Source organism: Streptomyces sp. NPDC017095 (genome assembly GCF_044332325.1).
Classification (GTDB): domain Bacteria; phylum Actinomycetota; class Actinomycetes; order Streptomycetales; family Streptomycetaceae; genus Streptomyces.
The window spans coordinates 1-19,653 of sequence record NZ_JBIROU010000026.1 but is presented as its reverse complement, the minus strand read 5'-3'; the positions used below and the strand labels follow the sequence as shown (position 1 = coordinate 19,653).

The 19,653-nt window shown below is 74.9% G+C and carries 1 protein-coding gene; it reads left to right on the top strand.

From position 1 onward, the window contains the following. Positions 1-166 precede the first annotated feature (166 nt). Positions 167-19,653, top strand: a 19,487-nt coding sequence (locus ACH4OA_RS32890; RefSeq protein WP_397973042.1) for an SDR family NAD(P)-dependent oxidoreductase, incomplete at its 3' end; no start/stop codon positions are given.

The window sequence follows — 19,653 nt, the reverse complement described above, 5'->3', positions numbered from 1 at the left end:
ACCGGGCTGCCCGCGCGCTCGAGGATCCGGCCGCCCGCGCGGCCGGATTCGCACCGTCGGGACTGCTACGGAAGCACCCCGCCTGCCTTCGTTCCCCGGCTCACGAGGTGTCGATGTGATGCGCTTCCCCTTGGATTCGGACGCTGATCGTGTCGCTGTCATCGGCATGGCGGGCAGGCTGCCGAAAGCCCCCGATCCGGAGGCGTTCTGGCGCCTGCTGTGCGACGGGACCGACGCGATCACCGCGCCGCCCGTGGGTCGGCAGGGCGTACGGCACGGCGGCTACCTGGACCGGGTGGACGGCTTCGACGCGGCGTTCTTCGGTGTGTCCCCGCGTGAGGCCGCCGGCATGGACCCGCAGCAGCGGCTCATGCTCGAACTCGCCTGGGAGGCCCTGGAGGACGCCCGGATCGTGCCGGACACGCTGACGGGCGGCCCGACGGGGGTGTTCGTCGGCTCGATGTGGGAGGACTACACGTCCCTGGCCTACCCCCGTCACATCACGCCGCACACGCTGACCGGCACCAGCCGGGGCGTCATCGCCAACCGCGTCTCGCACTTCCTCGGTGTGCGCGGACCGAGCATGGCGGTCGACACGGCCCAGTCGTCGGCGCTGGTCGCGGTGCATCTGGCGGTCGAGAGCCTGCGCCGCGGCGAGTCGGCGCTCGCCCTGGCCGGCGGGGTGAACCTCAACCTGACCGCCGCCCGCGAGGAGGGAGCGGCAGAGTTCGGCGGCCTGTCCCCGGACGACCGCTGCTTCACCTTCGACGCCCGGGCCAACGGCTTCGTCCGCGGCGAGGGCGGCGCCTTCCTCGTCCTGAAACCACTGGACCGGGCCCTGGCCGACGGGGACCGCGTCTACGGTGTCATCCGGGGCAGCGCGGTCAACAACGACGGCGCCACACAGAGCCTGACCGTGCCCAGCGCGCAGGCCCAGGAACAGGTCATCCGCGAGGCACTGGCCCGCGCCGGCGTGCGTCCCGCCGAGGTGCAGTACGTGGAGCTGCACGGCACCGGCACCGCTGTCGGCGATCCCGTCGAGGCGGCCGCCCTCGCGGCGGCCTACCGCGACCCGGCCGAGTCCGGCGCCGCCGGGGGCGACGCCGACAGCGCCCTGCGGGTCGGCTCCGCCAAGACGAACGTCGGCCACCTGGAAGGCGCCGCGGGCATCGTCGGTCTGCTCAAGACCGTCCTCAGCGTGTACCACCGCGCACTGCCGCCGAGCCTGAACTACGAGACCCCCAACCCCGGCATCCCGCTCGACGCGCTGGCGCTGCGGGTCCAGACCGCTCTGACCCCCTGGCCGCGGCCGGACGCGCCCCTGCTCGCCGGCGTGTCGTCGTTCGGCATGGGCGGCACCAACGCGCACGTGATCGTCGAGCAGGCGCCCGACACGGCCGCACCGCCGGCCCGGCGGCCCGCCCCCGGGGCCCGGCCGACGCCGTGGATCGTCACGGCGCGGACCAAGCAGGCGCTCCGGGCGCAGATCGCGCGCCTGCACGAACACGTGCGCACCCACCCGGACCTGACCGACGCCGAGGTCGCGCACGCGCTGGCCACCACCAGAACCCGCTTCGCGCACCGCGCGGTCCTGCTCGACTCCGCCCAGATCGCCGCCGGCCGGGCCGGCACCCCGGGCCGTACCGTCTTCGTGTTCCCCGGCCAGGGCGCGCAGTGGGTCGGCATGGGCCGGGAGCTGTACGCCGCGTACCCCGTCTTCCGGGCCGCCATGGACGAGTGCGCCGAAGCCCTGGCGCCGTACACCGACTGGTCGCTGGCCGATGTCCTGGACGGCGCCCCGCTCGACCGCGTGGACATCGTGCAGCCGGCCCTGTTCGCGGTGATGGTGTCCCTGGCGGCGCTGTTGCGCTCCTTCGGTGTCGAGCCCGACGCGGTGGCCGGGCACTCGCAGGGCGAGATCGCCGCGGCCTGCGTCGCGGGCGCGCTGTCGCTGTCCGACGCGGCCCGGATCGTGGCGCTGCGCAGCCGTGCGCTGGTGGCGCTGACCGGCCGGGGCGGCATGGTCTCCGTGGCCCTGTCCGCCGAGCGGGCCGAGGACTACGTGGCGCGCTGGGGCGGCGCGCTGACGGTCGCCGTGGTCAACGCCACCGGTTCGGTCGTGGTGTCCGGCGACACGCAGGCCCTGTCCGAACTGGCCGAGTCCTGCGCGGCGGACGGTGTCCGCGCACGCGTCGTCCCGGTGGACTACGCCTCCCATTCCGCGCACGTCGAGGCGATCCGCGAGCGGCTGCACACCGAACTGGCCGGTGTGCGGCCGCGGCAGGGCACCGTCCCGTACTACTCCGCGGTCACCGGCGGCCTCCTCGACGACACCACGGAGCTCGACGCCGGCTACTGGTACCGCAACCTGCGCGAGCCGGTCCGCTTCGACCTGGCCACCGCCGCACTGCTGGCGGACGGACACGACGTCGTGGTGGAGGTCAGCCCGCACCCGGTGCTGCTGCCCGCCCTCGAACAGGCACTGGAACAGGCCCGCGAGCGGACCGGCGGGTCCGGCGTCGCCACCGGCACGCTGGGCCGTGACCGGGGCGGCCCGGACGACTTCCTGACCGCGCTGGCCCGGCTGTTCGTGGCCGGCGTGCCGGTCGACTGGTCCCCGGCCGTCGCCGGGGCCGCGCCGGCCGACCTGCCCACGTACGCCTTCCAGCGCCGCTCGTACTGGCTGCCCGAAGCGACGGCCGGGCAGAGCGGACGGACCCCCGCCGACCCGGGGACGCACGCCGCGGAGACCACCGCGTCCGGCCGGCCGGACGGCGGCCCGGAGACCCGCGACCCGGGCGCGCGCGGCCCGGACACGGGCGACCCCGAGCCGGGCGACACGGTCGACGCGGCAGCCGTGGTCACCGCGCAGATCGCGCTCGTGCTGGGCCACGAGGACCCCGCGGACATCGATCCCGCGCTCACCTTCAAGGACCTCGGCTTCGACTCGGTCACCGGGCTCGAACTGCGCAACCGCCTGGCCGGCGCCCTGGACCGGCAACTCCCCTCCGGTCTCGTCTTCGACCACCCGACGCCCGCGGAGCTGATCGACTGGCTGCGCACCGGCCCCGGCGACCGGCCGGCCCCCGCCGCCCCGGCCGCCCACGACGACCCGGTCGTCATCGTGGGGATGGGCTGCCGCTTCCCCGGCGGGGTGGCCTCGCCGGACGACCTGTGGCGGCTCGTCGCGGAGGGGGCGGACGCGATCGGCGACTTCCCGGACGACCGCGGCTGGGACCTGGGCGGCCTGTACGACCCGGAACTGCGCGGCGCGGGCACCACCTACACCACCCGGGGCGGGTTCCTGGAGGCGGTGGCCGGCTTCGACGCCCCGTTCTTCGGCATCTCGCCGCGCGAGGCGCTCGCCATGGACCCGCAGCAGCGGCTCGTGCTGGAGACGGCCTGGGAGACCTTCGAGCACGCCGGGATCGACCCGGCCTCGCTGCGCGGCAGCCACACCGGCGTGTTCACCGGCGTCTGGTCGTCCGGCTACGCGACCGGGCCGGGCCTGCCGGAGGACCTGGAGGGCTATCTGTTCACCGGCGTCGCGACCAGCGTCACGTCCGGCCGGGTCGCCTACCACCTCGGGCTGCGCGGTCCGGCGCTGTCCGTGGACACCGCCTGCTCGTCGTCCCTGGTCGCCGTCCACCTGGCCGCCCAGGCCCTGCGCGCGGGCGAGTGCTCGCTGGCGCTCGCCGGCGGGGTCACGATCATGGCGACACCGCTGGGCTTCACCGAGTTCTCCCGCCAGCACGGCCTCGCGGCGGACGGCCGCAGCAAGCCCTTCGCCGCCGCGGCCGACGGCACCAGCTGGGCCGAGGGCGCCGGCCTGGTGCTGCTGGAACGCCTGTCGGACGCCCGCCGCAACGGCCACCGGGTACTGGCGGTCGTCGCGGGAAGCGCGGTCAACCAGGACGGCGCGTCCAACGGCCTGACCGCGCCCAACGGCCCCTCCCAGGAACGCGTCATCCGCCAGGCGCTGGCGAACGCCGGGCTGGAGCCGTCCGACGTGGACGCCGTCGAGGCCCACGGCACCGGCACCACCCTCGGCGACCCCATCGAGGCCCACGCCCTGCTGTCCGCCTACGGTCAGGACCGGGACGAGCCGTTGTGGCTGGGGTCGGTGAAGTCGAACATCGGCCACACCCAGGCGGCGGCCGGCGTGGCGGGCCTGATCAAGATGGTCATGGCGATGCGCCACGGCGAACTGCCGCGAAGCCTGCACATAGACGCCCCCACCCCGCACGTCGACTGGGCCGCCGGCGGTGTCCGGCTGCTCACCGAGGCCCGGCCGTGGCCGGACTACGAGCACCTGCGCCGCGCCGGCATCTCCGCCTTCGGCATCAGCGGCACCAACGCCCACCTGATCATCGAGCAGTTCCCCGACCCGGACCCCGGCCACCTCCCCGAACCCGCCGGCCGGGCCGCCCCCACCGCCTGGCTGCTGTCCGCGAAGACCGACGCCGCGCTGCGCGCCCAGGCCGAGCGACTGCACGCGTACGCGACCGCCCACCCCGACGTCCCGGCCGCCGCGATCAGCCACGCCCTGGCCGCCCGCACCCGGTTCGAGCACCGGGCCGCGGTGGTCGGCGCCGACCGGGACGAGCTGCTCTCCGGCCTGGCCGCGCTCCCGCCGGGACTGCCGGGCCGTACCGGTGGGACCGTGTTCGTCTTCCCCGGCCAGGGCGCGCAGTGGGCGGGCATGGGCCGTGACCTGTACGAGCAGTCCGAGGTCTTCCGCGCCGGCATCGACGCCTGCGCCGCCGCCCTGGCCCCGTACACCGACTGGTCGCTGGTCGACGAACTGCGTCACGGCTCGCTGGACCGCGTCGACGTGGTGCAGCCGGCCCTGTTCGCCGTCATGGTGGCGCTGGCCGGCCTGTGGCGGTCCCACGGCGTGCAGCCGGACGCCGTGGTCGGCCACTCCCAGGCGGAGATCGCCGCCGCGTACGTCGCCGGCGCGCTGTCGCTGCCGGACGCCGCCAAGGTCGTGGCGCTGCGGTCCAGGGCACTGGCCGTCCTCGCCGGCCGGGGCGGCATGGTGTCCCTCGCGCTCTCCGCCGAACAGGCCGCCGGCTACCTGGCCCGCTGGGGCGGGCGGCTGACCACCGCCGTGGTGAACGGACCCGCGGCGGTCGTGGTGTCCGGCGGCCCCGACGCGCTGGACGAACTGCTGGCCGCCTGCGAGGCCGACGGCATCCGCGCCCGCCGCCTGCCCGTCGACTACGCCGCCCACTCCGCGCAGGTCGAGACGATCCGCGAGCGACTGCTCACCGACCTGGCCGGCCTCACGCCCCACCCGGCGGCGGTCCCGTTCTACTCCACGGTCACCGGCGAACCGGTCGACACCTCCGCCCTCGACGCCGGCTACTGGTACCGCAACCTGCGCGAGCCCGTACGGTTCGACCTGGCCACCGCCCGGCTCACCGCCGACGGGCACGACCTGTTCCTGGAGGTCAGCCCGCACCCGGTGCTGGTGCCCGCGCTGGACGTCGCCGCCACCGGCACACTGCGCCGCGAGCACGGCGGCCTCACCGAGTTCCTCGCCGCGGCGGGACGCCTCTACGCCGCCGGAGCCGACGTCGACTGGCATCCGGTCCTGCCCCGCACCGCACCCAGGGCGGACCTGCCCACGTACGCCTTCCAGCGCGAGCCCTACTGGGTGACCGCGACCCCGCCGGTGCCCCGGGACGACTGGCGGTACGAGGTGGCATGGGCGCCGACGAGCGCCACCGCGGCCCCGGTGGACCCGGCCCGCTGGCTCGTCCTGGCCCCGGCCGGGCACCCGTGGGCCGAGGCCCTGCGCGAACGGGGCTTCGCGGTGGCCGACACCTGGGACGCGGCCAGCACCTGGGACGTGGCCGGCACCTGTGACGCGGCTGGCACCCGGGACGTGGCCAGCACCCGGGACGCGGCCGGCACCCGGGACGCCCGGACCGGGCCCGACGGTGTGCTGTCGCTGCTGGCCCTGGACGAGGAGCCGCACCCCGACCACCCGGTGCTCCCGGCGGGCCTGGTCCGCACCCTGGAACTGGTCCGCACCCTGGACCCGGCGCGGACCCCGGCCGTCCCGCTGTGGTGCGCGACCAGCGGCGCCGTGAGCACCTCGGGCACCGACCCGGTCACCCGCCCGGCCCAGGCCCTGGCGTGGGGCACCGGCGCGTCCGCCGCACTGGAGTTCCCGCACGGCTGGGGCGGCCTGGTCGACCTTCCCGCCGTGCCCGACGAGGAGAGCGTGCACGCGCTGCTCGCCGTGCTCGCCGGCACGGGCGAGGACCAGGTGGCGATCCGCGGCACCCGGCGTTTCGCCAAGCGGCTGCGCCGCAAGGCCGCGTCGGGCCCGGCCGCGCGGCCCTGGCGGCCGCGGGGCACGGTGCTGGTCACCGGCGGCACCGGCGCGCTCGGCGGACACGTGGCCCGCCGCCTCGCGCGGCAGGGCGCGGAGCACATCGTGCTGGCCGCCCGCCGCGGCCCCGACGCACCCGGCGCGGCCGGCCTGCGCGACGAACTGGAGGCAGCCGGCGCGCGGGTGACCGTGGCGGCGTGCGACGTGGCCGACCGGGACGCCCTGCGGGACCTCGTCGAGCGCGTCGGCGACATCCGCGCCGTCTTCCACACCGCCGGCGTGATCAGGGCGACCAGGCTGGCCGACACCACACCGGCGGAGTTCGCCGAGGTCATCGCGGCCAAGGTCGCCGGGGCGGCGCATCTGGCGGAACTCCTGCCGGACCTCGACGCCTTCGTCCTGTTCTCCTCCACCGCGGGCGTGTGGGGCGACGGCCACGGCGCGGCCTACGCCGCCGGCAACGCCTTCCTCGACGCCCTGGCCGCACAGCACCGCGCCCAGGGCCGCGCCACGACCTCCGTCGCGTGGGGCATCTGGGCCGAAGGCGGCATGGCGGCCCTGGAGTCCGTGCAGCGCCAGCGCACCCTGCTCGGCCTCGGCGAACTGGACCCGGGCCGGGCACTCGACGCGCTGCAGGACGTCCTCGACCACGACGAGGCCCTCGCGGTCGTCACCGAGGCCGACTGGGCGCAGTTCGCCCGCGCCTACACCCACGCGCGGCCGAGCCGGCTGCTGCGGGACCTGCCCGAGACCCACAGCCGGCCGCAGACCTCCCGGCCCGCGCCCCCCGCCGACGGCACCGGCCTGCTGGAGCTGATCACCACCCACGTGGCCGCGGTGCTGGGACACGCCACCCCCGAGCGGCTCGACCCCCGGCAGGCGTTCAAGGACCTGGGCTTCGACTCGCTGACCGCGGTGGAGCTGCGCAACCGCCTGACCGCCGCGCTCGGGGTGAGACTGCCCGCCACCCTCGTCTTCGACCACCCCACCCCGGCACGGCTGGCCGCCCACCTGTCCGGCGAGCAGGACGCGCCGCAGGCCCCGGCCACGGCCGCGACGGACGAGCCGATCGCGGTCATCGGCATGGGCTGCCGCTTCCCCGGAGGCGTCGGCACCCCCGAGGACCTGTGGCGGCTGGTCGCGGACGGCGTGGACGCGGTCGGCGACTTCCCGGCCGACCGGGGCTGGGACACCGACCGCCTGTACGACCCGACGGGCAGCCGCCCCCGCACGTCGAGCACGTCCCAGGGCGGCTTCCTCGACGCCGCCGGCGACTTCGACGCGGCGTTCTTCGGGATCTCGCCCCGCGAGGCGCTCGCCATGGACCCGCAGCAGCGCATCCTGCTGGAGACCGCGTGGGAGACCATCGAGTACGCCGGTATCGACCCGACCACGCTGGAGGGCACACCCACCGGCGTGTTCACCGGCATCTGGTCCACCGGCTACGCCGCCGGACCGGTCCCCGACGACCTGGAGGGCTACCAGGTCACCGGCACCGCGTCGAGCGTGGGGTCCGGCCGGCTGGCGTACCAGCTCGGCCTGCTCGGCCCGGCACTGTCCCTGGACACCGGCTGCTCGTCGTCCCTGGTGGCCCTGCACCTGGCCGCCCAGGCGCTGCGCTCGGGGGAGTGCTCCTTCGCCCTGGCCGGCGGCGTAACCGTCAACGCGGCACCCACGCTGTTCACCGAGATGTCCCGGCAGGGGGCGAGCGCGCCCGACGGCCGCAGCAAGTCCTTCGCCGCCGCGGCCGACGGGGCGGGCTGGGCCGAGGGCGCCGGCCTGCTGCTGCTGGAACGCCTGTCCGACGCCCGCCGCAACGGTCACGAGGTGCTGGCGGTCCTCCGGGGCTCCGCCACCAACCAGGACGGCGCCTCCAACGGCCTGACCGCGCCCAACGGCCCCTCCCAGGAGCGGGTGATCCGCCAGGCCCTCGCCAACGCCGGGCTGGAGCCGTCCGAGGTGGACGCGGTGGAAGCCCACGGCACCGGCACCACGCTCGGTGACCCCATCGAGGCCCAGGCACTCCTGGCGACCTACGGTCAGGGGCGGGACGAGCCGTTGTGGCTGGGGTCGGTGAAGTCGAACATCGGCCACACCCAGGCGGCGGCCGGCGTCGCGGGCCTGATCAAGATGGTCATGGCGATGCGCCACGGCGAACTGCCGCGCACCCTCCACGTGGACGCGCCCACCCCGCACGTCGACTGGGCCTCCGGCGCGGTCCGCCTGCTCACCGAACCGGTCGCCTGGCCCGGGACCGGGCGGCCACGGCGGGCCGCCGTCTCCGCCTTCGGCATCAGCGGCACCAACGCCCATGTGATCCTGGAACAGCCCGCCGAGGCCGACTCCGCCGCACCCTCCCCCCAAGGCCGCGCGGACGACCAGGTCCTCTGGCCGCTGTCGGCCAGGTCGGAGGCGGCGCTGCGGGAACAGGCGCGCCGGCTGGGCGCCTTCACCGCCGTACATCCCGAGGTGAGCCCGGCGGCGGTCGGGGGCGCTCTGGCCGCGCGCACCGTGTTCGAGCACCGGGCGGTGGTGGTGGGCACCGCCGCCGCCCTGGACGCCCTGGCCGAGGGCGGCACGGCGCCGGGCCTGGTCACCGGGACCGCCCGCCCGCTGGGCCGGTCGGTGTTCGTGTTCCCGGGGCAGGGTGCGCAATGGGTGGGCATGGGCGGGGAGTTGTACGGCTCGGAGCGGGTGTTCCGGGAGGCGATCGACGCCTGTGACGCGGCGCTGGCGCCGTACACCGACTGGTCGTTGGTGGAGGCGCTGACCGACGGTGCCCCGCTGGGGCGCGTGGATGTGGTGCAGCCGGCCCTGTTCGCGGTGATGATCGCGCTGGCCGAACTATGGCGCGCTCACGGTGTGGAGCCTGATGCGGTCGTCGGGCATTCGCAAGGCGAGATCGCGGCGGCGTACGTGGCCGGCGCGTTGTCCCTGGACGACGCCGCCAAGGTGGTCGCGCTGCGCAGCAAGGCCCTGGTCGCCCTGGCCGGACACGGCGGCATGGTCTCGGTCGCGCTGTCCGCGGACGCCGCCACCGGCTACCTGGGCCCCTGGGGCGACCGGATCACCGTCGCGGTGGTCAACTCCGCCTCGACCGTCGTCGTGTCCGGCGAACCCGGGGCCCTGGACGAACTGCTGGCAGCCTGCGCCGGGGACGGCATACGCGCCCGCGCCATCCCCGTCGACTACGCGGCGCACTCGGCGCAGGTCGAGGCCGTCCGCGAGCAGTTGCTGACCGACCTCGCCGGCATCACACCGCGCCCGGCGACGATCCCGTTCTACTCCACCGTCACCGCGGAACCCGTCGACACCTCCGCCCTCGACGCCGGCTACTGGTACCGCAACCTCCGCGAGCCCGTACGGTTCGACCTGGCCACCGCCCGGCTCACCGCCGACGGCCACGAAGTGTTCGTGGAGGTCAGCCCGCACCCGGTGCTGGTGCAGGACCTGGACGGCTTGGCGACCGGCACCCTGCGCCGCGACCACGGCGCCCTCGGGGAATTCCACACCGCCCTGGCCCGCCTCCACGTCCAGGGCGTCGCCGTGACCTGGCCGCACGACCGCCCGCACGGCGTCAGACTGCCGCGCTACGCCTTCCAGCGCAGCACCTACTGGCTCACCCCCGCGGCCGGCGACCACGGCACCGGGCACCCGCTGGCGGGCACCACCGTCGAACTGCCCGACGGAAGCACCGTGCACAGCGGCCGTGTCTCCACCCGCACCCACCCCTGGCTGGCCGACCACGCCGTCGACGGCACGGTCCTGCTGCCGGGCACCGCCTTCCTCGAACTCGCCACCCTGGCCGGCGGAACCCTCGACGACCTCGTCCTGCACCTGCCCCTCGCGCTCTCGGACACACCGACGGACATCCAGGTCTCGGTCGGCGCCCCGGACGACGCCGGCCGCAGCCCGGTCACCGTGCACTCCAGGGGCGGCGACGGCTGGGTCCGCCACGCGTCCGGCACCCTCGGCGGCCAGGTGACGGCCGGACGCCTCGACTGGCCCGCGAGGAACGCCGAACCCGTGGACCCCGAAGGGTTCTACGCCTTCCTCGCCGGACTCGGATACCAGTACGGACCCGCGTTCCGGGGCGTGCGGGCGCTGTGGCAGGGCGAGGACGAGCTGTACGCCGAGGTGTCCGTCCCCGACGGCGCCCCATTCGGCATCCACCCGGCGCTCCTGGACGCCGCACTCCAGCCGCTGATCCTGCTCAGCCCCGACACCCGGGTCCGGCTGCCGTTCTCCTACTCCGGCGTCGCCGTGCACACCACCGGTGTGTCCTCCGCCCGGGTCCACCTGGCCCGCACGGGCACCGACACCTACCGCGCGACACTGACCGACCCGTCCGGCAACCCGGTCGCGGACATCACCGCGCTGACCGTCCGCCCGGCCGCCGAGGCCCGGGCCACGGTGCTGCACACCCAGTGGGTGCCCCTCACCGCGAGCACACCGACCGAGGTGGTGCCGAGCCCGGTCCTCACCGCCGAGGCCGACGCCGACTCCGTGCACGCCCTCGTCCAGCGGGCCCGCGCGCTCGTCCAGGACTTCCTGGCCGGGCAGCCGGAGCGGACGGCCGCACGCCTGGCCGTCCTGACCCGCGGCGTGGCCGGCGCGGCCGTACGCGGCCTGGTCCGCAGCGCCGCCGTCGAGCACCCCGGCCGGTTCGTCCTGGTCGACCTGGGCGACGCGTCCGAGGAGGACGCCGTCCGGGCCGCCATGACAGCCGGCGACGAACCCGAACTGGCCCTGCGCCGCGAAGGCGTCCTCGTACCGCGGCAGACCGGGTACGCACCGGAACTGACCGCCCCCGACGGCGCGTACCGGCTGAGCGAGTCCGGCACCGGGCAACTGGACGACCTGGCCCTGCTGCCCTGGCCCGAGGCCCCGCTGGAACCCGGACAGGTACGGGTCGCCGTACGCGCGGCCGGCCTGAACTTCCGCGACGTGCTCGTCGCCCTCGGCATGTACCCGGACCGGCCCCCGCTGGGCGGCGAGGGAGCCGGCACCGTCCTCGAGACCGGCCCCGGCGTCACGGCCTGGCGGCCCGGCGACCGTGTCGTGGGAATGATGCCCGGCGCCTTCGGGCCGCGCGCGGTCGCCGACCACCGGCTCCTGACGGCGATCCCCGACGGCTGGAGCTTCACCGCGGCGGCGTCGGTGCCCATCGCGTTCACCACGGCCTGGTACGGGCTGTTCGACCTCGGTGAACTGCGTCCCGGCGACCGGGTCCTGGTCCACTCCGGCGCGGGTGGTGTGGGCATGGCCGCCATCCAGCTGGCCCTGCACCGCGGCGCGGAGGTCTTCGCCACCGCGAGCCCCGCCAAGTGGGACACCCTGCGGCGCCTCGGACTGGCGGACGATCACATCGGTTCCTCCCGCGACACCCGGTTCGCCGACCGGTTCCCGGCCATGGACGTCGTCCTCAACTCGCTCGCGGGAGAACTCACCGACGCCTCCCTGCGGCTGCTCGCCGACGGCGGACGGTTCGTCGAGCTGGGCAAGACCGACGTCCGCTCACCCGAGGGACTGATCTACCGGGCCTTCGACCTCAACGACGTCGACCCCGCGCGGCAGGGCGACATCCTCTCCCGGGTCGTGGCGATGGTCGCCGACGGGACGCTGGAGCCGCTGCCGGTCACCGCCGCGGACCTCCGCCAGGCCGTCGCCTCCTTCCGGCTGATGAGCCAGGCCCGCCACACCGGCAAGACGGTCCTCACCGTCCCCCGGCCGATCGACCCCGACGGCACCGTGCTGATCACCGGCGGCACCGGCACCCTCGGCCAGGCCGTCGCCCGGCACCTGGTGTCCCGCCACGGGGTACGGCACCTGCTGCTCCTCAGCCGCGGCGGCGGCGCGGTGCCGCACCTGGAGCCGCTGGAGGACGTCGACGTGCGGGTCGTGCCCTGCGACGTCGCGGACCGGGACGCGCTGGCGGCCGTACTGGACGCGATCCCGGCCGCACACCCGCTCACCGCCGTCGTCCACGCGGCCGGCGTACTCGACGACACCGTCGTGGAACGGCTGACCGCGGAACAGCTCGACCGGGTGCTGCGGCCCAAGGTCGACGGCGCCTGGCACCTGCACGAGCTGACCCGCGAGCACCACCTCGCCGCCTTCGTGCTGTTCTCGGCGGCCGCGGGTGTACTCGGCAACGCCGGCCAGGCCGGCTACGCGGCCGCGAACGCCTACCTCGACGCGCTCGCCGCACACCGGCAGACCCTCGGACTGCCCGCCGTGTCGATGGCCTGGGGCTACTGGGAGCAGGAGAGCGGCATGACCGCCCACCTCACCGCGGCCGACCGCCAACGCCTCGCCCGCAAGGGCATCCGCCCCCTCGGCACCGAACGCGCCCTGGCCATGTTCGACACCGCGCTGGCCGCCGGACGGCCCGCGCTGACCACGGCCGACCTCTCGATGCCCCAGCCCCTGCCGACGCCGAAGGCTCCCGCGTCGGACCTGCTGTCCCTGGTCGCCGCCCACACCGCCACCGTCCTCGGCCACTCCGACACCACCGCGATCACCCCCCAACTCGCCTTCAGCGACCTCGGCTTCGATTCCCTCACCTCCGTCGAACTGCGCAACCGCCTCGCCGGCGCCACCGGCCTGCGGCTGCCCGCGACCCTCGTCTTCGACCACCCCACCCCCGCCGACCTCGCCGCCCACCTCACAGCCGAACTTGCGGGTGCGGGGCGGAATGTGGAGTCGCCGGTGGTGTCGTCGGTGCCGGTGGCCGGCGGGGCTGATCCGGTGGTGATCGTGGGTATGGGGTGCCGGTTGCCGGGTGGGGTGGGGTCGCCGGAGGAGTTGTGGGGTGTGGTGTCGGGCGGGGTGGATGCGATCGGGGAGTTTCCTTCGGATCGTGGGTGGGATGTCGAGGGGTTGTTCCATCCGGATGCGGATCATCCGGGGACGTCGTATACGCGGTCGGGTGGTTTTCTGGCGGATGCGGCGGGGTTCGATGCGGATTTCTTCGGGATTTCGCCGCGTGAGGCGTTGGCGATGGATCCGCAGCAGCGGGTGTTGTTGGAGACGGCGTGGGAGACGTTGGAGGACGCGGGGATCGATCCGACGTCGTTGCGGGGCAGTCAGACGGGGGTGTTCACCGGCATCTGGTCCTCCGGCTACGTCGGCAGCCCCGACCAGGCGCCGCCCGACACTGAGGGCTACCTCGCCACCGGCATCTCGCCGAGCATCACCTCCGGCCGGGTCTCCTACCTGCTGGGCCTCCAGGGCCAGGCCGTGTCCGTAGACTCCGCCTGCTCCTCGTCACTGATGGCGATCCACCTCGCCGCGCAGGCACTGCGCTCGGGGGAGTGCACACTCGCCCTGGCCGGCGGGGTGACCGTGAGCGTGACCCCCTTGCAGTTCACGGAGTTCTCCCGCCAGCGTGCCCTGGCCCCCGACGGCCGGTGCAAGCCCTTCTCGTCGACGGCTGACGGCACGGCGTGGGGTGAGGGTGCGGGGCTGGTGCTGCTGGAGCGGCTGTCGGACGCCCGTCGCAATGGTCACCGGGTGCTGGCGGTGGTGCGGGGCTCGGCGGTGAACCAGGACGGTGCGTCCAATGGGCTGACCGCGCCCAACGGCCTCTCCCAGGAACGCGTCATCCGCCAGGCGTTGGCGAACGCCGGGCTGGAGCCGTCCGAGGTGGACGCGGTGGAGGCGCACGGTACGGGGACGACGCTCGGTGATCCCATCGAGGCGCAGGCGCTGCTGGCGACGTACGGCCGGGACCGGGAGGCGCCGTTGTGGCTGGGGTCGGTGAAGTCGAACATCGGGCACACACAGGCGGCGGCCGGTGTGGCGGGTGTGATCAAGATGGTCATGGCGATGCGGCACGGCGAACTGCCGCCGACGCTGCACGTCCAGGAGCCCACGCCGCATGTCGAGTGGGACACCGGTGACATCCGGCTGCTCACCGAGGCCCGGCCGTGGCCGGAGACGGGGCGCCCCCGCCGCGCGGGCGTCTCGGCCTTCGGGGCCAGCGGCACCAACGCCCACGTCGTCATCGAACAGTTCCCGGAGGAAACCCCCGGACAACCCGCCGCGGACGACCCCGCGGAGCCCACCGTGTGGCTGCTGTCCGGCAAGACGGACGACGCCCTCCGCGCCCAGGCCCGACGGCTCGCGGACCACATCACCGCCCACCCCGGACTCCGGCCGGCCGCGATCGGCCGGGCCCTCGCCACCACCCGCACCATGCACGCCCACCGGGCGGCCCTGGTGGGCAGCACCCGGACCGACCTCATGGCGGAACTGTCCGCCCTCGCCGACCAGGACCCCCGCGTCATCACGGGCGTGGCCGGTGCGCTGGGCCGGTCGGTGTTCGTCTTCCCGGGGCAGGGTGCGCAGTGGGCCGGTATGGGTGGGGAGTTGTACGGCTCGGAGCCGGTGTTCCGGGAGGCGGTCGACGCCTGTGACGCGGCGCTGGCGCCGTACACCGACTGGTCGTTGGTGGAGGCGCTGACCGGCGGTGCCCCGCTGGAGCGCGTGGATGTGGTGCAGCCCGCCCTGTTCGCGGTGATGATCGGGCTGGCCGAGCTGTGGCGCGCTCACGGTGTGGAGCCTGATGCGGTCGTCGGGCATTCGCAGGGGGAGATCGCGGCGGCGTATGTGGCGGGGGCGTTGTCCCTGGAGGACGCCGCCAAGGTGGTCGCGCTGCGCAGCAAGGCCCTGGTCGCTCTGGCGGATCAGGGCGGGATGGTGTCGGTCGGCTTCGGGCCCGAGCAGGCGGCCGAGTTCGCGGCCCGCTGGGCCGGCCGGCTGACCGTGGCGGTGGTCAACGCCCCGGGTTCGGTCGTCGTGTCGGGCGACTTGGATGCGCTGGACGAGCTGCTGGCGGTCTGCGAGGCCGACGGCATCCGCGCCCGCCGTCTGCCGGTGAACTACGCCGCCCACTCCGCCCAAGTGGAGGCCATCCGCGAGCAGTTGCTCACCGACCTGGCCGACATCACACCGCACCCGGCGACGATCCCGTTCTACTCCACGGTGACCGGCGAGGAGATCGACACCTCTGCCCTCGACGCCGGTTACTGGTACCGCAACCTCCGCGAACCCGTACGCTTCGACCTCGCCGTCGAGGCCCTGACGCAGGACCGGCACGGCGTGTTCGTGGAGGTCAGCCCGCACCCCGTACTGGTGCCGGTGATGGACGGCGTGGTGACCGGCACGCTGCGCCGCGGCAGCGGCAGGCAGGAGTTCCACCTCGCCCTGGCGCGCCTGCACACGCAGGGCGTGGCCGTCGACTGGACGCCGGTCTTCCCCGGCGAGCCCCACCACGTCCCGCTGCCGACCTACGCTTTCCAGCACCGGCCGTACTGGTTGAACCCCGCCGCCGCGAAGGGCGACGTGTCGGCGGCGGGACTGGACTCGGCCGGGCACCCGCTGCTCGGGGCCGTCGTCGAACTGGCCGGGGACCAGGGCGTCCTGCTCACCGGGCGGCTCTCGACGGCGACCCGGCCATGGCTGGCCGACCACGTCGTCCTGGGCTCCGTGCTGCTGCCCGGCACCGTGTTCGTCGAACTCGCCCTGCACGCCGGACGGCAGGCCGGCTGCGAGGTCCTGGACGAACTGGTGCTGGAAGCCCCCATGATCCTGCCGGACGACGGTTCCCTGCCGGTCCAGGTCGTCGTCGGCGCACCGGACGGGACGGGCCGGCGCCCCGTCACCGTGCACTCCCGGACGGACGGCACCTGGCTGCGGCACGCCACCGGCATGGTCGCGACCGCCGGCCGCCCCCGCCCGTACGACACCGGCGAGTCCTGGCAGCCGGCCGGTGAACCCGTCGACCTGACCGACTTCTACGACACCCTCGCCGCCCAGGGCTACGAGTACGGGCCGGTGTTCGCGGGCGTACGCGAGATCCGGCGGCACGGCGACGAGCTGTATGCCGAGGTGGCGCTGCCCGCCGACACCCGCGACCGCTTCGGCCTCCACCCCGCGCTGCTCGACGCCGCACTCCAGCCGCTGACCCTGCTGGCGGCCGGCCGCCTGCCGTTCTCCTTCGCCGGGGTGTCGATGCGGGAAGCCGGCTCCACGGCCCGGGTCCGCCTCACGCCCATCGGCCCCGACACCTTCCGGGTCGCGCTCGCCGACGAGTCCGGCCCGCTGGCGGTGATCGACGCGCTGACCGTGCGCCACCGGCCGCCGGGCATGCCGGTCGCCGGGACCGACCAGCTCTTCCGCCTCGACTGGGTGCCCGTCGAGAGCACCGGCGAACCCCCGGCCGTCCACCACGTCACGCCCCCGGCGGGAGACCCCGTGGCGGCCGCGCACACCGTCGCCGCCGAGACGCTGGGCGTGCTCCAGGACTTCCTGCGCGACGGGGACGGCCGGCTGGCCGTCGTGACCCGCGGGGCGGTCGGACCGGACCCCGTCGACCTGCCGTCCAGCGTCGTCTGGGGCCTGGTCCGCGCGGCCCAGGCGGAACACCCCGACCGGTTCGTGCTCGTCGACACCGACGACCGCGCCCTCGTCGCGGGGGACGAACCGCAGCTCGTCGTCCGCGACGGCGCCGCCCACGCCGCCCGCCTGGTACGGGCCGAAGCGGCCCCGGCCCCCGGCCCGCTCGACCCGGACGGCACCGTGCTGATCACCGGAGGCACCGGAACACTGGGCCGCCTCGTCGCCCGGCACCTGCGCGACCGGCACGGCATCCGGCACCTGCTCCTGCTCGGCAGGACCGCGGCGGAGGTGGACTTCGACGCCGAGGTGGTGGCCTGCGACGTGGCCGACCGGGACGCGCTGGAGGCCGTACTGGACGCGATCCCGGCCGCGCATCCGCTGACCGCGGTCGTGCACGCGGCCGGCGTGCTCGACGACGGCGTCGTCGAATCCCTCACGCCCGCCCGGATCGACCGGGTGCTGCGGCCCAAGGCCGACGCCGCCTGGCACCTGCACGAGCTGACGAAGGACCTCGGCCTGAGCGCATTCGTGCTCTTCTCGTCCGCCGCCGGTGTGCTGGGCGGCCCGGGCCAGGCGAACTACGCCGCCGCGAACGCCTTCCTGGACGCCCTCGCCGTGCACCGGCGTGCCCTGGGTCTGCCGGGCGTGTCGCTGGCCTGGGGCCAGTGGGCCGAGGCCAGCGGGCTGACCGGACACCTCACCGACACCGACCGCAAGCGCCTCGCCCGCGCCGGCGTGCTGCCGATGCCCACGGACCAGGCGCTGGCACTGTTCGACCTGGCCCTGGGCGCCGCCGATCCCGCGCTGGTCCCGGCGCACCTCGACCTGTCGGCGGCGTCCACCCGGCCCCTGCTCAGCCGCCTCACCCGTACCCGGCCCGCCCGGCGCACGGACCGGCCGGGCCTGGGCAGGGAACTGGCGGCCCTGCCCGAGACCGAGCAGCACAGCCGCGTCCTGGAACTGGTCACCGGCCAGACGGCCGCGGTCCTCGGCCACACCGACACCGCGGCCGTCGGCGCCGAGCGGGCCTTCAAGGACCTGGGCTTCGACTCGCTCACCGCGGTGGAACTGCGCAACCGCCTGTCCGCGGTCGCCGGGGTACGGCTGCCCGCGACGATGGTCTTCGACTACCCGACCCCCGACGTGCTGGCCGGCCACCTGCGGGACCTCCTGGTCGGCGCCCGGCGCCAGGCCCCTGCCTCCCCCGTGCCGGCTCCGGTTCTGGTGTCGGGTGATCCGGTGGTGGTGGTGGGGCTGGGGGCCCGGTATCCGGGTGGGGTGGGGTCGGCGCAGGAGCTGTGGGGGGTGGTGTCGGGCGGGGTCGATGCGGTGGGGGAGTTCCCGTCGGATCGTGGGTGGGATGTGGGCCGTCTCTACGATCCGGCCGGTGGTCCGGGGACGTCGTACACGCGGTGGGGCGGCTTCCTCGACGCCGCCGGCGGCTTCGACGCGGCGTTCTTCGGGATCTCGCCGCGCGAGGCGTTGGCGATGGATCCGCAGCAGCGGGTGCTGCTGGAGACCGCCTGGGAGACGTTCGAAGACGCCGGGATCGATCCGACGTCGTTGCGGGGCAGCCAGACAGGTGTCTTCACCGGCATCTGGGCATCCGGCTACGGCGCCGGGGCACAGCCGCCCGACCTGGAGGGCTACCTCTCGACGGGCACGGCGACGAGTGTGACCTCCGGACGGGTGTCGTATCTGCTGGGGCTGGAGGGCCCGGCGGTGTCGGTGGACACGGCGTGCTCGTCGTCGCTGGTGGCGATCCATCTGGCCGCGCAGGCACTGCGCTCGGGGGAGTGCTCGCTGGCCCTGGCGGGCGGTGTGACGGTGATGGCGACGCCGGCGGGGTTCGTGGAGTTCTCGCGGCAGCGGGGGCTGGCGGCCGATGGGCGGGTGAAGGCGTTCGCCGAGGCTGCTGATGGTACGGCGTGGGGTGAAGGTGCCGGCTTGGTGCTGCTGGAGCGGTTGTCGGACGCCCGTCGCAACGGCCACCGGGTACTGGCGGTCGTCCGGGGCTCGGCGGTGAACCAGGACGGGGCGTCCAATGGGTTGACCGCGCCCAACGGCCCCTCTCAGGAACGCGTCATCCGGCAGGCGTTGACGAATGCCGGGCTGGAGCCGTCCGAGGTGGACGCGGTGGAGGCGCACGGTACGGGGACGACGCTCGGCGATCCCATCGAGGCGCAGGCGTTGTTGGCGACGTATGGCCGGGACCGGGTGGAGCCGTTGTGGCTGGGGTCGGTGAAGTCGAACATCGGGCACACGCAGGCAGCGGCCGGTGTGGCGGGTGTGATCAAGATGGTGATGGCGATGCGGCACGGTGAGCTGCCGCCGACGCTGCATGTCGACGCGCCGACCTCGCACGTCGACTGGGACTCCGGCAACATCCGGCTGCTCACCGAGGCCCGGCCCTGGCCCGACAACGGCCACCTGCGTCGCGCGGGCATCTCGGCGTTCGGCATCAGCGGCACCAACGCGCACGTGATCCTGGAGGCACCGGCCGAGTCCCCGGCCGCTCACGATCCCGCTTCCGAGTCTCCGTCACCTGCCGCTCCCGCTCCCGAGTCCCCTGCCGTCGTGCCGGTGCCGTGGCTGCTGTCGGCGAAGTCGGACGCGGCCCTGCGCGACCAGGCCCGCAGGCTGCGCGGGTTCCTCGCCGAGCACCCCGAGGTCACACCGGCCGAGGTGGCCGCCGACCTGGCCGCGCGGGCTCGGTTTCCGCACCGTGCCGTGCTGACGGACCCGGCCGGCCTGGACGCGCTGATCGACGGAAGACCCGGAATCGTCACGGGCACCGCCTCCCCGGGCAAGTCGGCGTTTGTGTTTTCCGGTCAGGGTGGTCAGTGGGTGGGGATGGGCCGGGGTTTGTATCGGGTGTTTCCGGTGTTTGCCCGGGTGCTGGA